This is a genomic window from Xanthomonas sacchari (assembly GCF_024266585.1).
Lineage (GTDB): Bacteria > Pseudomonadota > Gammaproteobacteria > Xanthomonadales > Xanthomonadaceae > Xanthomonas_A > Xanthomonas_A sacchari_C.
In genome coordinates, this window is sequence record NZ_CP100647.1 from 2,811,585 (window position 1) to 2,830,392 (window position 18,808).

The window sequence follows — 18,808 nt, forward strand, 5'->3', positions numbered from 1 at the left end:
AACCCTTAGGAGTCAGTGGTGAACAAGAACATGCGGATTTTGATCGTGGACGATTTCTCGACGATGCGACGCATCGTCAAGAATCTGCTCGGCGATCTGGGCTTCACCAACACCGCCGAGGCCGAAGACGGCAACAGCGCCCTGGTCGCGCTGCGCTCGGCGCCGTTCGAGTTCGTGGTCACCGACTGGAACATGCCGGGCATGACCGGCATCGACCTGCTGCGCAACATCCGCGCCGACGACAAGCTCAAGCACCTGCCGGTGCTGATGGTCACCGCCGAGGCCAAGCGCGAGCAGATCATCGAGGCCGCCCAGTGCGGCGTGAACGGCTACATCATCAAGCCGTTCACCGCGCAGACGCTGCAGGAGAAGTTGGGCAAGATCTTCGAACGCCTGGGAGCGACCGCCTAAATGGAAGCTACCGCCGAACGCACCGCCCTGATCGAACGCCTGCAAGGCGCGCTCGACGCGCTGGAAAACGGCGACGAGGCCGGCTGGCGCAGGGAGATCGACACCCTCGCCGCCTGGCGCACACGGCCGATGATGCAGGGCCTGAGCCGGCTTGCGCGCGATCTGGGGCAGGCGCTCGGCGAACTGCCGGTGGTGCCCAGCGAGGCCGGCGAACTGGACGATGCCTGCTCGCGCCTGGACCACGTGGTGGAGATGACCGAACAGGCCAGCCACCGCACCCTGGACCTGGCCGAGGAATGCCGTGCGCTGGCCGACCAGCTGGCCGCCGGCGGCCTCAGCGGCGACCAGGGCGAGATCCTCGACAAGATCCGCCACAACCTCACCGAAATGGCCCTGGCGCAGAGCTTCCAGGACCTGACCGGGCAGATCATCCGCCGCGTCGCCGGTATCGTGCGCCGCGTGCACGAGGGCTTCGGCGCGCTGGGTCTGCCGCCGAAGGAAGAACGCAAGGCCGACGGCACCCTGGCCGGCCCGGTCCTGCCCGGCCTGGATCGCCACGGCGTGTCGCAGCACGACGCCGACGACCTGCTGTCCGGACTGGGACTCTAGAGCGTGCCCGGGCGATTGGACTAGGCCACGCCGCACTCGGGTGCGCGCACGGCGAGAAAGAACGAGGAAATTTATGTCAACAGACGACCGCATGATGACGCAGGATCGCGCGCACCCAAGCGCGGCCGTTCGGGTTGCCGTGTCCGCTCCCCAGGCGGCCGCGCACGGCTTGAACAGGCGGTCGGCCTGTCGCGGCGCCGCGCGCAGCCACCTGGCAACCGGACACGGCAACGTGGCCGATTGCAACCGCGCGGGCAGGCTCTAGCCATGAGCGCCGTCCCCGACGACATCGCTGCCGACTTCATCATCGAGGCCCAGGAGATCCTGGACCGGCTCGGCGAGCAGTTGGTGTCGCTGGAGCAGGCGCCCGAGGACAGCGGCCAGCTCAACGCCGTGTTCCGCGGCTTCCACACGCTCAAGGGCGGCGCCGGCTTCCTGGCGATCACCGCCATGGTCGAGCTGTGCCACGCCGCGGAGGAAACCCTGGGCATGGCCCGTGCCGGCCAGGCCACCCTGCAGGCGCAGCACTTCGACGCCGCGCAGCAGTCGCTGGACTACCTGCAGTCGATGCTCGACGCGTTCGGCAACGGCCAGGAGCCGCCGCGCGCGCCGGCGGAACTGATCGCGCAGTTCGACGCGCACGGCACCGCCGCGCCGGCCCCGGCCAAGAGCGCCGCGCCGGCGCCGGCAGCAGCCCCGGCCGCCGCCGCCGCGGGCGATGCGGACCTGATCAGCGACGACGAATTCGAGGCGCTGCTGGACCAGTTGCACGGCGATGCGCCGCCGGCGGCCACGCCGCAGGCGCTGCAGCCGGCGCCACGCGCGCCCAGCGCCGCGCCCAAGGCCGCGGCCGCCCCGGCCAAGGCCGCCGAGCCCGAACAGACCGTGCGCGTGGACACCAAGCGCCTGGACGCGATCGTCAACCTGATCGGCGAACTGGTGCTCTCGCGCAACCGCCTCAAGACCCTGCGCGTGCGCCTGCGCGACGAGGAACTCGACCGCGCGGTCAGCAGCCTGGACATCGCCACCGCGCGCCTGCAGTCGGCGGTCATGCGCACGCGCATGCAGCCGGTCGGCAAGGTGTTCTCGCGCTTCCCCAAGGTGGCGCGCGACGTCGCCCGCTCGCTCAACAAGGAAGTGGAACTGGAACTGGTCGGCGCCGACACCGAACTGGACCGCAACCTGGTCGAAGCGCTGGCCGATCCGCTGGTGCACCTGGTGCGCAACGCGATCGACCACGGCATCGAGGCCCCGGCGCTGCGCGAGGCCACCGGCAAGCCGCGCGGCGGCCACGTGCGCCTGTCGGCGCAGCAGGAAGGCGACTACGTCAGCATCGAAGTGCAGGACGACGGCGCCGGCATCGACCCGGAACGGCTGCGCGCCAAGGCGCGCGAGAAGGGCCTGATCGACCCCGAGGCCGCCGCCCGCCTGAGCACCGAGGAATGCCTGCACCTGGTGTTCCTGCCCGGCTTCTCGACCAAATCCGAAGTCACCGACATCTCCGGCCGCGGCGTCGGCATGGACGTGGTGCAGTCGCGCATCCGCGAACTCAGCGGGCAGATCCAGATCCAGTCGGAGCTGGGCCGCGGCAGCCGCTTCCTGATCCGCGTGCCGCTGACCCTGGCGATCCTGCCGACCCTGCTGGTACAGGCCGGCGACACCGTCTATGCGCTGCCGCTGGCGCGCGTGGTGGAAGTGCTGCATGCGCCGCGCCGCTCGCTGGGCTGGTTCGACGGCCGCGCCGTGCTCGACCGGCAGTCGCACACCCTGCCGTTGGTGGACCTGCGCCAGTGGCTCAACATCGACGCCCCGCAACTGCCGCTGCTCACCGTGGTGGTGCTGCAGGCCGGCGAATCGCGCATGGGCCTGGTCGTGGACCAGGTCCGCGGCCGCGAGGAAGTGGTGATCAAGCCGCTGCCGCGCTCGCTGCGCGGCCTGCCCGGCTATGCCGGCGCCACCCTGATCGGCGATGGCCGTCTGGCGTTGATTTTGGATGTGGATGGCTTGAAGGCCTGAGAGCCGGGAGTGGGGAATGGGGATTGGGGAATCGTAAGAGCAGGGTTCCTTGCGCCTCCTTCTTCTGCGGTGAAACCGGGAATGGGGAATGGGGATTCGGGAATCGCAACAGCGGCCCCGTGCGCCTCGTTTTTCCCTGTGGGAGCGGCTTCAGCCGCGACGCGGTGAGGCTGGGATTCGGGAATGGGGATTCGGAAAGCGCAGCAGCGGTTCCCCGCTGGTATCCCTTCCTTGTGGGAGCGACTTCAGTCGCGACGCGGTAAAGCCGGGCGTGGGGAATCTGCATTGGCGAAAGCGAATGCCCCTGGCCTCCTGTCTCTCGCCGACGCATGTCGCAGTGCGCGCCGGCGACACGCCGAGGTCCGCGCGTCGCGGCTGAAGCCGCTCCCACAACAGCCGACCCCAGATTTCCGTGCGGCTTGCCTTTGCGAATCCCCACTCCCGATTCCCCAATCCCGGCTGCAGCGAATCCCGAATCCCCACTCCCGGCCCCCTACCATCAAGTCCCAAGCCCCGTTGCCGATACCTCTTGCATGGACAAGCTCAGTCTCATTGGCCTGCTGTTGGCGATTCTGTCGCTGATCGGCGGCAGCATCCTCAAGGGCGCCGGCATGTCGGCGCTGTGGTCGCCGGCTGCGTTCGTGATCGTGATCGTCGGCACCGTGGCCGCGATCCTGGTGCATACCCCGCCGGCGGTGTTCCGCCGTGCGTTCCAGATCGCCAAGTGGATCCTGTGGCCGCCGCCGAGCGATCGCCAGGCACTGCTCAAGCAGATCGTGGAATGGAGCAATATCGCCCGCCGCCAGGGCCTGCTCGGCCTGGAGAACCAGGTGCCGCAGCAGCAGGATCCGTTCGTGCGCAAGGGCCTGCAGATGCTGGTGGACGGCGTGGAACCGGAGGCCATCCGGCACATGCTGGAGATCGACCTGGAAGGCCAGGAACATTGCGACCTGGCCGCGGCCAAAGTGTTCGAGGGCATGGGCATCTATGCGCCCACCCTTGGCATCATCGGCGCGGTGCTGGGCCTGATCGCGGTGATGAAGAACCTGGCCGACCCGAGCAAGCTCGGCCACGGCATCGCCGCCGCCTTCACCGCCACCATCTACGGCATCGCCTCGGCCAACCTGCTGTTCCTGCCGATGGCCGCCAAGCTCAAGAGCGTGATCAAGCGCGGCTGCGGCGAGCGCGAAATGGTCATCGAAGGGTTGATCGCCATTGCCCAGGGCGAGAACCCGCGCAACATCGAATCGAAACTGGCCGGATTCTTGCATTGAGTTCCGAATGGCCCGCAAGCACGCCCACGACGAGCACGCCAACCACGAGGCATGGGCCATCCCCTATGCCGACCTGATGACGTTGCTGCTCGCCTTCTTCGTGGTGATGTACGCGTTGTCCACGGTCAACGAAGCCAAGTACCGGGTCATGGCCGACGCGATGAGCGCCGCGTTCGGCGGCACGCCGAAGACCGTGCGCCCGGTCCAGGTCGGCGACCAGGCGCTGCAGGGCCAGGGCGGCGAACGGCCGACCCCGATCAAGTCCAGCCCGGCGCTGACCCTACCCGATCCCAACCGCCTGCCCTCGGGCACCGCGCAGCGCGGCGACGACCTGCGCGACGCGCAGCAGCTGCGCCGCGCGCAACGCCAGCTCGACAGCATCGCCGACCGCCTCGGCGCCGCGCTGGCGCCGCTGATCCAGAAGAAGCTGATCACCGTGCGCCGCGCCGGGCTGTGGATCGAAGTGGAGATCAACAGCGACATCCTGTTCGGCTCCGGCTCGGCCGCGCTGGACCAGAGCGCGCGCGCCACCCTGGCGGAACTGGCGCAGGTGCTGGCCGGCGTGCCCAACGGGGTGCGCGTGGAGGGCTACACCGACAACACCCCGATCGCCACCCAGCAGTTCCCGTCGAACTGGGAGCTGTCGGCGGCGCGCGCGGCCAGCGTGGTCCACCTGTTCGCCGACCAGGGCCTGCAGCCCTCGCGGCTGTCGATGATCGGCTACGGCCAGTTCCGCCCGCGCGCCAGCAACGACACGCCGGCCGGCCGCAACGCCAACCGCCGCGTGGTGCTGGTGATCCTGGCCGATTCCGGCGCCAGCGGCGATGCGACGCCGTCGGCCTCCGACCGTTTGAGCGCCGGCGCCGCGCCGGCCACCACCACACCCCCCGCCGCGGCGGCCGCCGGCAACGCCGGCGCGCCCCGCGCAGTACCTGCCATTGAAGGAGTCAACTGATGCGCATCTGGGCGATCGCCAACCAGAAAGGTGGCGTGGGCAAGACCACCACCACGCTGGCCCTGGGCCGTGGGCTGGCCATGCTCGGACACCGCGTGCTGATGCTCGATCTCGATCCGCACGCCTCGCTGACCCGGGCCTTCGACGTGCCGCAGGAACCGCAGCCGCCGGGCGTGCTGGACCTGTTCGCGACCCCGCCGGGCGAACTCGCCGCGCTGGCCCGCGACACCGCCGTCGAGCGCCTGAGCTTCGTCTGCGGGCAGACCGCGCTGGCCACGCTGGAACGGCGCAGCGCCAACCAGCCCGGCCTGGGCCTGGCGCTGCAGCAGGCGATGGCCCGCCACGCCGGCCAGCACGACTACATCCTGCTCGACTGCCCGCCGACCCTGGGCCTGCTGATGATCAACGCGCTGGCCGCGGCCGACCGCGTGGTCATCCCGACCCAGGCCGAGCCGCTGGCGCTGCACGGCCTGGCCAGCATGGTCCGTACCGTGGACATGGTCGAGCGCTCGCGGCGCCGTCCGCTGCCCGCCTCGATCCTGCCGACCCTGTTCGACAAGCGCACCCGCGCCGGCAACGAGACCCTGCGGCAGATGCAGGACAGCTACGCCGAGCGGGTCTGGGAAGACGCGATCCCGGTCGACACCAAGATCTGCAACGTCAAGGCGCTGACCGTGCCCGGCGTGCCGGGCGACTACCCCGGCCGCGGCCTGGCCGCCTACCGCCGCGCACTGGAATGGCTGCTGGCCAGCGATGCGACACCGATGGAGCAAGCCGCATGAGCACCCCCGGCATCCTCGACGACTATCTGGAAGGCCTGCTCCACGACGTGATCGCCGAGGAGCAGAAGGCGCCGCCGCCGAGTCCCGCAGCGGTCGCGGTCGCCGACGCGCACGCGGACGCCGATACCCCGGCGCCTGCCGCGGCCGCGCCGACCCCGGAGCAGATCGCCGCCGCGGTCCTGGCCGAGGCCGGCGCCGATCCGGCGCTGGCCGGCATCATGTCGCAGCAGGCACTGGCGCCTGCGCCGACCGGCCCGACACCCGAACAGATCGCTGCCGCAGTCCTGGCCGAAGCCGACGCCGATCCCGCGCTGGCTGGCATCATGTCGCAGCAGGCCCTGGCGCCCGCGCCGGCCGGCCCGACGCCCGAACAGATCGCTGCCGCAGTCCTGGCCGAAGCCGATGCAGATCCCGCGCTGGCCGGCATCATGTCGCAGCAGGCGCTGGCGCCCGCACCGACCGGCCCGACGCCCGAACAGATCGCTGCCGCGGTCCTGGCCGAAGCCGATGCCGATCCGGCCCTGGCCGGCATCATGTCGCAACAAGCCCTGGCGCCTGCGCCGACCGGCCCGACACCCGAGCAGATCGCTGCCGCGGTGCTGGCCGAAGCCGATTCGGATCCGGCCCTGGCCGGCATCATGTCGCAACACGCCCTGGCGCCCGCGCCGACCGGCCCGACGCCCGAGCAGATCGCTGCCGCGGTGCTGGCCGAAGCCGATTCGGATCCGGCCCTGGCCGGGATCATGTCGCAGCAGGCGGCCGCGCCCGCCGCACTCACCCCGGCCCAACAGGCCGAGCGCCAGGCCGACCTGGACGCGGTCGCGGCGATGGAGCGGCAGCGCGTCACCGTGCCGCGCAACCTGGCCGCCGAAGACGATGCCGCCGCCGCGCGCGCGATCAAGCGCCCGCCGATGGCGGTGCCGCCGGAACGGCGCGCCGAAGCCAGCCGCGCCCAGGCCGCCGGCGCGAAGCTGCCGCCGAACCTGCAGTCCTTCATGGCGCCGAGCGTGCCACACGGCTCGGCCATCGCCCCCGACCGCCTGTCCGAGCGCCGCACCCGCTGGCTGCGCCTGCGCTGCGGCGAGCAGGCCTACGCGCTGGAACTGCTGAAGGTGCAGGAAGTGGTGCTGCCGGTGCCGCTGCTGGCGCTGCGCGGCACCCCGCCGGCCATGCTCGGCATCATGAACCTGCGCGGCCAGGTGGTACCGGTGCTCGACCTCGGCCTGCACCTGGGCGCGGCCCCGATCGAGATGGACATGCTGACCCGCGTGGTGGTGCTGGAGGAGAACGGCGAGACCCTGGGCCTGCGCGTGTCCGCGGTGGAAGACGTGGCCAGCCTCAGCGACCAGCAAATCGAGCCGCCGGACAACGCCCGCATCTGCCGCATTTCCAACCATCTGTTCCGCGGCGTGGCGCGGCTGGCGCAGCAGCCGATGATCCTGCTCGACGCCGAGCAACTGCTGCACTGACCCGGGGCCCGGCGGGCGGCAACTGCGAACGGTGCCGCACTTTACCAAGCGCCGCTAAAGCTTTTCAGGCCACGGCCGTTATCTGCCATAGAACCATTGGTGCGGAGCAATGATGAGCACAGTCCCCCTTGGCGAAGATCTCGGCATCGAGACCAGCGCCGACCTGAAACAACGCCTGACCGCGTTCCTTGCGTCGGACGACGTGCTGCGGCTGGACGCCGGCGAAGTCCGCCGCATCCACACCGCATCCGTACAGGTGCTGTGCGCGTTCGTCGATGCCCGTCGCAAGGACGGCAAGCGCACCGAATTCGAGGCCTGCAACGCGACCTTTCGCGACGCGGCCCGCCTGCTAGGGGTCAGCGAATCGCTGGGCCTTCCTGCAACCCCTGACAATCTGAAATCTGTGGAGAACGCGGCATGAGCGCACGTATCTTGGTAGTGGACGATTCGGCGTCGATGCGCCAGATGGTCTCCTTCGCCCTCACCTCGGCCGGCTTTGCCGTCGAAGAAGCCGAAGACGGCGCGGTCGCGCTGGGCCGCGCCAAGGGCCAGCGCTTCAATGCGGTGGTCACCGACGTCAACATGCCGAACATGGACGGCATCACCCTGATCCGCGAGCTGCGGCAGCTGCCGGACTACAAGTTCACCCCGATGCTGATGCTGACCACCGAGTCGGCGGCGGAGAAGAAGTCCGAGGGCAAGGCCGCCGGCGCCACCGGCTGGCTGGTCAAGCCGTTCAATCCCGAACAGCTGATCGCCACCGTCCAGAAAGTCCTGGGCTGATCCCTCTCCTCCTCCTTTTCCGGATTCCCGCCCCATGAGCATGGACCTGCAGCGTTTCCACGCCACCTTCTTCGAGGAAAGCCGCGAAGGACTGGACGCGATGGAAGCCGGATTGCTGTCGCTGGAAGAAGGCAATCGCGATCCCGAGACCATCAACTCGGTGTTTCGCGCCGCGCACTCGATCAAGGGTGGCGCCGCCACCTTCGGCTTCGAGGCGATGGCCGGCCTCACCCACGTGCTGGAAACGCTGCTCGACGAGCTGCGCGCCGGCAAGCGCGACGTCGAGGCGCACGCCATCGACGCCATCCTCGGCTCGGTGGACGTGCTGCGCGCCCTGCTGCGCGAAGCCGAACACGGCGTCCCGGCCGATCCGGCCGCGGTCAAGGCGGTGCACGAGCGCCTGCAGCACGCGCTGAACGGCGGCCCGGCCGCGCCGACCGCCGCCACTCCGGCGGCGAACCAGCCGGCCGAACCGGAAGCCTGGCAGATCGGCTTCACCCCAGCGCCGTCGCTGTTCATGAGCGGCAATGACCCGCTGCGCATCATCCGCGAACTGGAACACCTCGGCCCGCTGCAGGTCGCCTGCCGCAGCACCCGCCTGCCCGGCTTCGCCGAACTCGACCCGCTCGAGGCCTACCTGGCCTGGGACCTGGGCCTGGTCGGCAAGATCCCGCGCAGCGCGATCGAAGACACCTTCGCCTGGGTCATCGACGACTGCGAACTGGAGATCCGCCCGGTGCCGCCGCCGAGCCTGGCCACCGCGCCGGCGCCGGTGCTGACCGCGCCGCCGACCGCCGCCACCGCGGCGCCGGCCGCCGCCGTGGCCGCCAACGCGCCGGCCGGCAACGCCGCCGCCGCGCACGAAGCGGAAAGCTCGATCCGCGTCAGCGTCGACAAGGTCGACGCGCTGATCAACCTGGTCGGCGAACTGGTCATCACCCAGGCCATGCTCAAGCAGGTCTCCACCGGCCTGGACCAGGCCGTGGCCGAGCGCCTGTTCGCCGGCCTGGACCTGCTGGAACGCAACACCCGCGACCTGCAGGAAGCGGTGATCGGCGTGCGCATGCTGCCGGTGGACGCGGTGTTCCGCCGCTTCCCGCGCCTGGTCCGCGACCTCTCCACCCGCCTCGGCAAGCAGGTGCGCCTGCGCACCATCGGCGAGGGCACCGAACTGGACAAGGGCCTGATCGAGAAGATCGCCGATCCGCTGGTGCACCTGGTGCGCAACTCGATCGACCACGGCCTGGAACTGCCGGAGGCGCGCCGCGCCGCCGGCAAGGACGAGACCGGCACCATCACCCTGGCGGCTTCGCACCAGGGCGGCCACATCGTCATCGAAGTCAGCGACGACGGTGCCGGCCTCAACCGCAGCCGCATCCTGGCCAAGGCCGCCGAACGCGGCATCGCGGTGCCGGACAACCCGAGCGATGCGCAGGTCTGGGATCTGATCTTCGCCCCGGGCTTCTCCACCGCCGATGCGGTCACCGACCTGTCCGGCCGCGGCGTCGGCATGGACGTGGTCCGCCGCAACATCCAGGGCCTGGGCGGCGAAGTGCAGCTGGAAAGCGAATCCGGCCGCGGCACCCGCGTGCTGATCCGTCTGCCGTTGACCCTGGCGATCCTCGACGGCATGACCGTGGCGGTCGCCGGCGAGACCCTGATCCTGCCGCTGGCCTACGTGATCGAGGCGCTGCAGCCCAAGGCCGACGACATCCGCACCATGGCCGGCGAAGGCCGCGTGCTGCGGGTCCGCGGCGAGTACCTGCCGATCCTCTCGCTCAGCGACTCCTACGGCTTTGGCCGCATCGAGCAGAGCGAAGAACCGCTGGTAGTGGTGGTCGAGGCCGACGGGCAGAAGCTGGCGCTGGAAGTGGACGAGCTGATCGGCCAGCAGCAGGTGGTGGTCAAGAACATCGAGAACAACTACCGGCGCATCAGCGGCATCTCCGGCGCCACCATCCTCGGCGACGGTCGCGTCGCCCTGATCGTGGACATCGGCGGCCTGGTCCGCTCGCTGCGGGTACAGCAAGCGGCCTGACCGCCCCGCCCTCGCGCGTCATGCATCACACGAGCCCCGGCAGCGATGCCGGGGCTTTCGTTTGCAGCGCGTCCGCACGATCCGCATCTTCGTGCATGACGACCGGACGCAGGGGCGACGCATCGCATGGACAGTGTTGCCGCGCGACCTGTCGTCGGACAGGCGACGAGCGCACTGCGGGCCTGAAGAAGAGGACGAACCTGCCGATATCGATGTAGCGCACATTTTTGTCCCGATGTGCGTGTTGGTGACACCTGGGGAGGTGGAACCGGCACTTCAGGGGGATCGATCGGAGACGCTGCCGGTCGCTGAAGCCATGCCAGAGAAGGGGAAATCGCATCGTGTGTGTCATGGGGCGCCGCCTGGGCGCGTGTTTTGCACGCTCTCCGCTCGGTTTGCGTACTTCATCACAGATGAAGCCTGCACCGCGATCGATTTTCCCTCGTAGCGAACACGCAGTGAATTGTCCATTCTCAGGGGGTTTGAACATGACGTCTTTCTTGCAACGCTACAACGTGGGTCGCCGCCTCGGCGGTGGTTTCGGCCTGCTGATCGTGCTGTCCTGCCTGTTGGTCGCCGCCGGCCTGGTCTCCATCGCGCAGGCGCGCAGCGAGCTGCATCACATCGTCAAGGTCGATGTCGAGAAGATCCGGATCAGCAACGGCATGCTCGAAGCCAATACGCGCGTCCTGCTCGCGGTGAGTGCGTTGAGCATGGTGTCCGACGAAGAACTCAACCGGAAGGAGATGGCCGCCATCCAGCAGGCGCGTCAGCGATATGTCGGCTTGCGCAAGCAACTCGATGCGTTCCCTCCCTCCAGCGACGCCGTCAAGCAGTTGCGTGCGGACATCGATGCGCGGCGTGCCGCTGCCGGCAAGCTCAACGACCAGGTGATCGCACTCGGCAACGCCAACCGCAATGCCGAAGCGCAAACACTGATGAACGAGCAGGCCAGGCCGGTGACGGCCGCCCTGCAGGACAAGATCCGCGAGAACGTGGCCCTGCAGGAACAGGAGACGGCAGCCGCCTATGCCAACGCCACCCAGGCGATGGCACAGGGCCGCAACATGCTGATCGCCGGTGGCGTGGCGGTCCTGCTGGTCAGCGGTGCGCTGGCCTGGATCATCACCCGCAGCCTGACCGGACCGCTGGGCCGCGCCACCCGCGCTGCCGAGGCCATCGCCGACGGCCGCCTGGACAACGACGTGGCTACCGACGCGCGCGACGAACCCGGCCGCCTGCTGCTGGCGATGGAGCGCATGCAGACCCAGTTGCAGCGCTTCTCCGGCGAAACCGCGCGGATGATCGAGCTGCATGCCGACAAGGACATGCGTCACCGCATGCCGCAGGACTTTCCGGGCGTGTATGGCGAGCTGAGCAAGGGCATCAACACCATGATGTTCGAGCACCTGGACGCCATCGTCGACGCCATCGGCGTGCTCAACGAGTACGCCAACGGCGACCTGCGTCGCGACGCGCGTCGCCTGCCCGGCAGCCGCGCGGTGCTGCACGAATCGATGGATGCGGCCAAGGCCAGCCTGCTAGCGATCAACACCGAGATCAAGCGCCTGGCCGCGGCCGGCGACTTCAGCACCCGCGGCGATGCCGAGCGTTTCCAGCACGACTTCCAACGCATGGTGCAGGACCTCAACGCGATGATGGAGGTCAGCGACGTCAACCTGGGCAAGCTGTCGGCACTGCTGCAAGCCATCGCCGGAGGCGACCTGACCGCACGCATGGACGGCGAGTTCCACGGTGTATTCGCCACCATGCGCGACGACGCCAACGCCACCACCGATCAGTTGACCGGCATCGTCGGCCGTATCCAGACCGCGGCGGTCAGCATCAATGCCGCGGCAAGCGAGATCGCCACCGGCAACGATGACCTCTCGCGCCGCACCGAGCAGCAGGCCGCCAGCCTGGAAGAGACCGCCGCCTCGATGGAGGAACTGACCTCCACCGTCAAGCAGAACGCCGAGCACGCCCGCCAGGCCAACCAGCTCGCCAGCGGCGCAGCGGCGGTCGCCTCGCAGGGCGGCAGCGTGGTCGGCCAGGTGGTCCAGACCATGAGCGGCATCGAGGCCTCCTCCAAGAAGATTGCCGACATCATCTCGGTGATCGACGGCATCGCCTTCCAGACCAATATCCTGGCGCTCAACGCCGCGGTGGAAGCCGCGCGCGCCGGCGAACAAGGCCGCGGCTTCGCCGTCGTCGCCAGCGAAGTGCGCACCCTGGCGCAGCGCTCGTCGCATGCGGCCAAGGAGATCAAGGACCTGATCGACGACTCGGTGGTCCGCGTCGCCCAAGGCTCGGCCCTGGTCGATCAGGCCGGCAAGACCATGCAGGAGATCGTGACCTCGGTGCAGCGCGTCACCGACATCATGGGCGAGATCGCCTCGGCCTCGCAGGAGCAGTCGGCCGGCATCGAGCAGGTCAACCAGACCGTCATGCAGATGGACGAGACCACCCAGCAGAACGCCGCGCTGGTCGAGGAAGCCACCGCCGCCGCGCGCTCGATGGAGGATCAGGCCGGGCAGTTGAGCCAGGCCGTGGCGCTGTTCAGGATCGACCAGCAGGCAGTGGCGGCGGCCCACCACGCTGCCGCTCCGCCGCCGGCGCTCGCCACCGCTACCCCCAAGCGACCGCCGGCCAAGTCACCTGCCCCGAAGGCGAACGCACGCCGGCCGGTGGCCATCGCCGCGGCCGCGAGTGGCGGCGGCGCGGACTGGCAGGAGTTCTGATCGCCTCACCCACCTGCCACGGACACAGAGGATCCAAGCCCGGGAGCGCCAGCTCCCGGGCTTTTTTGCACCAGCGCGCATGGCCCGAGCCCCCTTGCAACGCACCCACGCAGAGCAGAGCGTGAACCCCATTCCGACTGACGTGAAGTCAATGTGAAGCAAAGCTAAATTCGCGCGTCACGGCGGCTTCAAGAACGAAGCGCACATGCCGATACGGGTGTTGCTCACACAAATTGTCTACAAATTTGAATGCGCCGTGTCATCAAGCGACTAAAGCAAGACAAGTCAGAGTGCAGTAAACGCTTCAATCGCAAACGTTTATTTAAAGAATAACTATCAATTAGTTTATTTCAATTCACAGCATGAATATATAGGGCAGCGCCCAGCGCCTACGCGGACATCGACTCAGGCACGGGGTACGCCATCCCCAACGCACCACTTTTCCACCAGGAATACGACGATGACGCTCAAGAATCTCAGTCTTTCCGCAAGACTCGCGCTCAGCTTTTCGGTCATCGTGCTGATCACGGTGATCATCGGCTCGATCAGCCTCAGCAGTCTCTCTTCGCTCAACAATGCCGCCGACATGAACGACCACACCTACAAGGTGCTGGCCACCGGCGACATGATGGGGCTCGACGCCCTGAACGTTGAAACCGGCGCACGCGGTTACATGCTGTCGGGCGACAAGCAACACCTGCAGCCCTTCATCAACGGCCAGGCCAACTTCGACAAGAACTTCACCGAGGCCAAGCAGTTGACCTCGGACAATCCACGCCAGCAGGCGCGCTTGGAAAAGCTGCATACCGCGTTCGACGATCTCGTCAACGTGGAAAAGCAGGTGACCGCCCTGCGCGAGCAGTCCAACGATCCGGCGCAGGTCGTGTCGGTGTTCCGCGAAGCACGCGATCGCAAGGCAATGCAAACGATCCGCAGCCTGCTCGGTGCGTTCCACAACGAGGAAAGCGGGTTGTTGGCCAAGCGCAGCGCAACCCTGAACACGGTGCGCGCGCAGAACAAGTGGGCCGTGCTGCTGGGCAACCTGCTGGTGATCGTGGCCGCGATCGGCCTGGCGATCGTGATCCGCCGGCAACTGCTCAAGCGTCTGGGCACTGCGATCGGCGTGGCCGACGCCATCGCGCGCGGCAAGCTCGACAATACGATCGACCTGCGCAGCAAGGACGAGGCCGGCGTGCTGTTGCTGAGCATGGACAAGATGCAGAGCCAGTTGCAGGCGGTGCTCGCCGCGCAGGCCGACATGGCCAAGCGCCACGACGTCGGCCAGATGAGCTACCGCATGGACGAAACCGCGTTCCCCGGCGACTACGGGCGCATGGTCCGCGACAGCAACGCCCTGTCCGCCTCGCACATCGCGGTGACCGAGCGCCTGGCGCAGATCATGGGCCGCTACGCCATCGGCGACCTGTCCGAGGACATGGAGCGCCTGCCCGGCGAAAAAGCCCGACTCACCGAAACGATGGACACGGTCAAGCGCAACCTGACCGCGATGAACCGCGAGATCAAGCACCTGGCCGGGGCGGCTGCCGCAGGCGATTTCAGCGTGCGTGGCGACACCGAGCGCTTCCAGTACGACTTCCGGCTGATGGTCGACAGCCTCAACCAGCTGATGGCCACCGCCGACGGCAACCTGCAGGCGCTGTCGGCCCTGCTGCAGTCCATCGCCGCCGGCGACCTCACCGCACGCATGCACGGCCAGTTCCAAGGCGTATTCGCCACCATGCGCGACGACGCCAATGCCACCGCCGAACAGCTGGCCGCCATCGTGTCGCGGATCCAGGCCGCCGCGGTCAGCATCAACGGTGCCGCCAGCGAGATCGCCGCCGGCAACGATGACCTCTCGCGCCGTACCGAGCAGCAGGCCGCCAGCCTGGAGGAGACCGCCGCCTCGATGGAGGAACTGACCTCCACCGTCAAGCAGAATGCCGAGCACGCCCGCCAGGCCAACCAGCTCGCCAGCGGCGCAGCGGCGGTCGCCTCGCAGGGCGGCAGCGTGGTCGGCCAGGTGGTCCAGACCATGAGCGGCATCGAGGCCTCCTCCAAGAAGATTGCCGACATCATCTCGGTGATCGACGGCATCGCCTTCCAGACCAACATCCTGGCCTTGAACGCGGCGGTGGAAGCGGCGCGTGCCGGCGACCAGGGCCGGGGCTTCGCCGTGGTCGCCAGCGAGGTGCGCAGCCTCGCCCAGCGCTCGGCTGGTGCCGCCAAGGAGATCAAGACGCTGATCGACGACTCGGTCGCCCGCGTGACCGAGGGCTCGGCCCTGGTCGACCAGGCCGGCCGCACCATGCAGGAGATCGTCGCCTCGGTGCAGCGCGTGACCGACATCATGGGCGAGATCTCGGCCGCCTCGCAGGAACAGTCGGCCGGCATCGAGCAGGTCAACCAGACCGTGGTGCAGATGGACGAAACCACCCAGCAGAACGCCGCGCTGGTGGAAGAAGCCACCGCCGCGGCGCGGTCGATGGAGGAACAGGCCAGCCAACTCAGCGATGCGGTGGCGTTGTTCAAGATCGACAGCGTCGGTGTCGTTGCCGTCGCTGGCGTGCGCGTGGCACCGGCACCGGCCGTGGCTCCCCACGCTCCGCGCGCCGTCAAGGCAGTGGCGCACACACCGCGTCAACCCGCCAAGCGCGCCGCGGCCGTGGTCGGCGGCGACTGGCAGGAGTTCTGAGTCGCGCGTTCGCCGTGCCGGCGGCACGGCGAACGGTCCCGGCGGCAACATCCGACATCCGCTTTGCCTGTCGTGGGCGCATATCCACGACAGGCAAGGCGTAGATGCGCCCAGTCCGCGCCATCGCATGTCGGAACAGTGTCGGATTCTGCCCGCGTCGACCACTCCGTCTGCTTTCCAGACAGCTTCCTAAGCGCCCGCCAACGAGAACCGCAGCACCGCTCAATTTCCGCCCGCCATGTCGATATCCAGGCAGTGGCAGCGCATCGCCATGACATATCGCATGGCTGGCCTGCCAGCACCTGCGACCTCGACTCCTCCTGTTCCCCCGAAAGGTCGGTTATGAACGCACTTCTGCAACGCTACAACGTCGGCCGGCGCCTGGGCATGGCGTTCGGCATCCTCATCCTGCTGTCCGGCGTGCTGGTCGCCATGGGCTTGCTGACCATGACCAGGGCGCATCGCGAACTGGACAGCATCGTCAACGGCAACATGGAGAAGGTCCGGCTCTCCAACGAGATGCTGGATGCCAACACCAATGTGCAGATCGGGCTGCTGGCCATCAGCATCGTCCAGGGCGATGCGGCCAACCAGAAGATGCTGAACATCGTGAAGACCAACCGGGCGCGCTACAAGGCCGCGCACGATGCGCTGTCGGCGATGCCGGCAAGTGCGCGCGAACACCAGGCCATGGCCCTGATCCAGGCCGCGCGGACGCGGTCGATGCAACTCAACGACCAGGTGCTGGCACTGGGCGAGAAGGACCAGAACGCGCAGGCGCAGGCGCTGTTGCTCGGCGATGCATCGGTGGCGATGGAGAAGCAGCAGGCGGCGATCCGCGCCAATGCCGATCTGCAGCGGCGCCTGAGCCAGGACGCTTATACGGCGTCCTCGGCGGCGATGGCGCGTGGCCGCATCGTCCTGATCGCCGGCGGCCTCGCCGTCCTGCTGGTCAGCGGCCTGCTGGGGTGGACCATCACCCGCAGCCTGACCGGACCGCTGCGCCGCGCCACCCGCGCCGCCGAAGCCATCGCCGACGGGCGCCTGGACAACGACGTGACCACCGACGCGCACGACGAACCCGGCCGCCTGCTGCTGGCGATGGGCCGCATGCAGACCCAGTTGCAGCGTTTCTCCGGCGAAACCGCGTTGATGATCGAACTGCATGCGGACAAGGACATGCGCCATCGCATGCCGCAGGACTTCCCGGGCGTGTACGGCGAACTGAGCAAGGGCATCAACACCATGATGTTCGAGCACCTGGACGCGATCGTCGACGCCATCGGCGTGCTCAACGAGTACGCCAACGGCGACCTGCGCCGCGACGCCCGCCGCCTGCCCGGCAGCCGCGCGGTACTGCACGAATCGATGGATGCGGCCAAGGCCAGCCTGCTGGCGATCAACACCGAGATCAAGCGCCTGGCCGCGGCCGCCGCGGCCGGCGACTTCAGCGCCCGCGGCGATGCAGCGCACTTCCAGCACGACTTCCGGCTGATGGTGCAGGACCTCAACGCGATGATGGAGGTCAGCGACCGCAACCTGGGCAAGCTGTCTTCGCTGCTGCAGGCCATCGCCGCCGGCGACCTGACCGCGCGCATGGAAGGCGAGTTCCATGGCGTGTTCGCCACCATGCGCGACGACGCCAACGCCACCGCCGACCAGTTGACCGGCATCGTCGGCCGCATCCAGACCGCGGCGGTCAGCATCAACGCCGCCGCCAGCGAGATCGCCACCGGCAACGACGACCTGTCGCGCCGCACCGAACAGCAGGCCGCCAGCCTGGAAGAGACCGCCGCGTCGATGGAAGAGCTGACCTCCACCGTGAAGCAGAATGCCGAGCACGCCCGCCAGGCCAACCAGTTGGCGGTGGGGGCGGCCGCGGTGGCCGCACAGGGCGGCAGCGTGGTCGACCAGGTCGTCCAGACCATGAGCGGCATCGAGGCCTCCTCGAAGAAGATCGCCGACATCATCAGCGTCATCGACGGCATCGCCTTCCAGACCAATATCCTGGCGCTCAACGCCGCGGTGGAAGCCGCCCGCGCCGGTGACCAGGGCCGGGGCTTCGCCGTGGTCGCCAGCGAGGTGCGCAGCCTCGCCCAGCGCTCGGCCGGTGCCGCCAAGGAAATCAAGACATTGATCGACGACTCCGTCGGCCGCGTCGCCACCGGCTCGGCATTGGTCGGCCAGGCGGGCCACACCATGCAGGAGATCGTCGCCTCGGTGCAGCGCGTGACCGACATCATGGGCGAGATCTCGGCGGCCTCGCAGGAACAGTCGGCCGGTATCGAGCAGGTCAACCAGACCGTCACCCAGATGGACGAGACCACCCAGCAAAACGCCGCCCTGGTGGAAGAAGCCACCGCCGCGGCGCGGTCGATGGAGGAACAGGCCGTGCAACTGAGCGATGCGGTGGCGCTGTTCAAGATCGACCGTGTTGCTACGACCGCGCGGCCGCCAGCGGTCCGCGCGGTGCCGGCCAAGCCGGCGGGCCGGAGCGCGACCAAGGCCGGCCCGACGCCGCAACCGGCCGCGCGCCGCGCAATCGTGGCCGCCGCCAGCAACGGCGACGCCTGGCAGGAGTTCTGAGGCCACATTGGCCAGGCCCCTGCGGTCTGGCCACCACGCCTGTACATGCGGCACAGCCGCCATTTTGGGCCCGATCGAACGCCGGCGGCGCGGACACGCGCAGCCGGCGACGGCCGGTCCGACCCTTACTAGGCCCCATCGCTCGCGGCACGCCGGTGCGGAACCGCCCCGCGTTTCCCCACTCCGATGACGCCGCCCGTCGATACCGAACGACGCCGGGCAAGCGACGCCTGCTGCAGGCCCCGCGTGCGAAGGCGGCATACCGCCCCCCTCTGGGGCGAGGTTGGATGGCCGCATGCAGGTCGCCGCGCCGGTCACGACCGCCCCGGCATCGCTTCGCGCTGCCCTACGAACACCAGGACCATGCCGCCGCGCGCGGATCGCGCAAGGACCTGCCTCGTGGCTGCATCCGCACAAGCGCGTACCGCGTATGTCCTGCCCGATCGAGC

The 18,808-nt window shown here is 68.6% G+C and carries 13 protein-coding genes; all 13 read left to right on the forward strand.

The window, feature by feature from the left end; translation table 11 throughout:
* Nucleotides 1–18: 18 nt before the first annotated feature.
* Complete coding sequence (gene cheY / locus NKJ47_RS11675; RefSeq protein WP_254458067.1) at nt 19–411, forward strand: chemotaxis response regulator CheY; 393 nt, start codon at nt 19–21, stop codon at nt 409–411.
* Nucleotides 412–1,020 (forward strand): protein phosphatase CheZ, encoded by a 609-nt coding sequence (locus tag NKJ47_RS11680; protein WP_254458068.1) that lies wholly within the window; start codon nt 412–414, stop codon nt 1,018–1,020.
* A 267-nt stretch (nt 1,021–1,287) separates the two neighbouring features.
* Nucleotides 1,288–3,036 carry a chemotaxis protein CheA gene (locus tag NKJ47_RS11685; RefSeq protein WP_254458069.1) on the forward strand — a complete coding sequence of 583 codons (1,749 nt, stop codon included), beginning with the start codon at nt 1,288–1,290 and terminating at the stop codon, nt 3,034–3,036.
* A gap of 533 nt (nt 3,037–3,569) precedes the next feature.
* Nucleotides 3,570–4,310: a flagellar motor protein gene (locus tag NKJ47_RS11690; protein WP_254458070.1), complete on the forward strand. Its 741-nt coding sequence runs from the start codon at nt 3,570–3,572 to the stop codon at nt 4,308–4,310.
* 7 nt (nt 4,311–4,317) lie between these two features.
* Nucleotides 4,318–5,265 carry a flagellar motor protein MotD gene (gene motD / locus NKJ47_RS11695; protein ID WP_254458071.1) on the forward strand — a complete coding sequence of 316 codons (948 nt, stop codon included), beginning with the start codon at nt 4,318–4,320 and terminating at the stop codon, nt 5,263–5,265.
* Complete coding sequence (locus tag NKJ47_RS11700; RefSeq protein ID WP_254458072.1) at nt 5,265–6,047, forward strand: ParA family protein; 783 nt, start codon at nt 5,265–5,267, stop codon at nt 6,045–6,047. Before motD ends, NKJ47_RS11700 begins: the two co-directional genes overlap by 1 nt.
* The gene (locus tag NKJ47_RS11705) at nt 6,044–7,516 is read left to right on the forward strand and encodes a chemotaxis protein CheW (RefSeq protein WP_254458073.1); all 1,473 of its coding nucleotides are present in this window, start codon (nt 6,044–6,046) and stop codon (nt 7,514–7,516) included. The genes NKJ47_RS11700 and NKJ47_RS11705 overlap by 4 nt, the downstream gene beginning before the upstream one ends.
* 112 nt (nt 7,517–7,628) lie before the next feature.
* Nucleotides 7,629–7,937 (forward strand): STAS domain-containing protein, encoded by a 309-nt coding sequence (locus tag NKJ47_RS11710; protein WP_010341777.1) that lies wholly within the window; start codon nt 7,629–7,631, stop codon nt 7,935–7,937.
* Entirely contained in the window at nt 7,934–8,299 is a 366-nt protein-coding gene (locus tag NKJ47_RS11715; RefSeq protein WP_010341778.1) for a response regulator, read from the forward strand. Before NKJ47_RS11710 ends, NKJ47_RS11715 begins: the two co-directional genes overlap by 4 nt.
* A 34-nt stretch (nt 8,300–8,333) precedes the next feature.
* Nucleotides 8,334–10,337 (forward strand): chemotaxis protein CheA, encoded by a 2,004-nt coding sequence (locus NKJ47_RS11720; protein WP_254458074.1) that lies wholly within the window; start codon nt 8,334–8,336, stop codon nt 10,335–10,337.
* A gap of 488 nt (nt 10,338–10,825) precedes the next feature.
* Nucleotides 10,826–13,078, forward strand: coding sequence for a methyl-accepting chemotaxis protein (locus NKJ47_RS11725; RefSeq protein WP_254458075.1), 2,253 nt, complete (start codon nt 10,826–10,828; stop codon nt 13,076–13,078).
* 460 nt (nt 13,079–13,538) lie between these two features.
* A complete protein-coding gene (locus NKJ47_RS11730; RefSeq protein ID WP_254458076.1) occupies nt 13,539–15,773 on the forward strand; it encodes a methyl-accepting chemotaxis protein in 2,235 nt (744 codons plus the stop codon).
* 342 nt (nt 15,774–16,115) lie between these two features.
* Nucleotides 16,116–18,359: a methyl-accepting chemotaxis protein gene (locus NKJ47_RS11735; protein ID WP_254458077.1), complete on the forward strand. Its 2,244-nt coding sequence runs from the start codon at nt 16,116–16,118 to the stop codon at nt 18,357–18,359.
* The last annotated feature ends 449 nt before the right edge of the window (nt 18,360–18,808 follow it).